The 1982-nt window shown below is 36.5% G+C and carries 1 protein-coding gene; it reads right to left on the reverse strand.

Annotation, left to right across the window (positions count from 1 at the left end):
* The coding region (locus ACFIO3_RS09820) for a prephenate/arogenate dehydrogenase family protein (protein ID WP_375704379.1) at positions 1–889 on the reverse strand (889 nt) is incomplete at its 3' end.
* Positions 890–1982: the final 1093 nt, after the last annotated feature.

A 1982-nucleotide genomic window follows, 5' to 3' on the forward strand; every position in this document is an offset into this window, starting at 1 on the left:
CATCAATTTCCTGTCCGGCATCAATAATATTGCGACGTACAGCACGCGTACGCGTAAAAAAATTAAACAGTGTTTCACCATCCCCTAAACGAATTGCCTGTTCTAAAAAAGCAAGCCCTTCACTAAAACGACCCAACATTTCTAAAATAGCATCTTTATTATGCAAACAAATATCCCGCCACATAACGGGATCAGAAGAGGCCAAACGCGTAAAATCACGAAAACCAGAAGCAGAATAAGCAATCACTTCTGAATTTGTTACTTTTTCTAAATCACTCGCTGTCCCAACAGTATTATACGCAATTAAATGTGGTAAATGCGAAACAATAGCCAAAACAAGATCATGATGCTTAGGCTCCATCTTTTTGACACGCGCACCACAAGCTTCCCAAAACGCTGTTAATTGTGCGACAGCAGCAACATCGCTATCTGCAAAAGGCGTTAAAATACACCAGCGATTGATAAACAAATCAGCAAAACCAGCGTCTGGACCTGAATATTCCGTTCCAGCAATAGGATGCCCTGGAATAAAATGAACCGTTTTGGGCAATAAAGGTGCCATTTCTGTAATAACCAATTCTTTTGTAGAACCAACATCACTTACAATCGCCCCAAGTTTTAAATGATCACGAATGGTTTTTGCCACTTCTGCACTAGCCCCAACAGGAACAGAAAGAATAACCAAGTCTGCTCCTTCAACAGCTTTTGCATTATCTGTCGTATAAAAGTCCCCAAGCTCCAATTCACGCGCTCTTTTCAGGGTTTCTGTACGACGTGTTGCAATAGAAATCTGAGCTGCAAGATTTTTCTTTTTAATCACTCTTGCTAAAGAAGACCCAATCAGACCGATCCCAATGAGTGCTATTTTTTCAAACTGAATATGGAGCATCTTTCACCTTCAAAGATTCTTTGCAAATGGCAATAAAGACAATCGTAAAATCACAATTTTCTTGTTTGTTTGTTCACGAGTTATGCGTAAAATATTAAAAAATGACAACTAGGAAATAAAGAATAACGCAATTTACCAATTATCATCTGCACAAGCTGACAACAGATCACTTTACCTAGAAAACACATAAAAAATAAATGACGAGAAATCTAACATCACGCTCTAAAGCTCCCTCTTAATTACTGATCAAAGCGCATCACCGAAACAAAATAAAATGCACTCTCAATTAGGATAATAACGACTCTACATAAAATCCCATCAGTTTACTTTATCTTACTAATTTACTCACAAAAAAACACATCAAAAGCGTAAGCAGACACTAACTCTTCTCCAATTATCCCGATACGTTCATTAATTTGTACATTAGACCTATATAAAAACGTATTACGCCTCCACCTACAACATCAACATAAGTTTCGCGAATATTGAAAACACCGTAAAACAACGCATACCAACAGATACCATTAAAAACATTTTCCTCTCCCGATTCCGGATACCATAAATCAAATAAATATGAGAAAAACACGCCCTCTCAATAAAGAAAAAGTTTGATAACAAAAACACCGAATATCCCTTTAATGGAATCACACCCCTCACGTAAAATAGAACGCCCTCAACAGAATAAATTTGGATTACAAATTCATGGGTTTGTTTTAAAAGGCATCTCGCTCCCTAGCCTATCTCACGACAGTGTTCATAAATGTTATAACTATAATCTATTAAGCACGACCCTCTTCACACTTAATAAAACACTATCATTATATTTTCCTACCCCCAATGTTGCAAAAAACCTTGGAATTTGAGAGCATTCATAAGAGGCATTTTTAGTGCTTTTTTGTACAGTTTTTATCCACACGCCCCCCACTTATGACGTGCAAAAGACATTGTTCTGATTGATTCAATATGAAAAATAATAAATTATTAATAATAAACAATGGCTAGTTCTGTTTATGAGACACATTCATTGCTAAGATTATCATCTCTGTATCAAACATAAAAGTTTCCCCATAGGTGCTGTCGTTTTCATCATAAT

The organism is Bartonella sp. AD328YNZD (assembly GCF_042196425.1).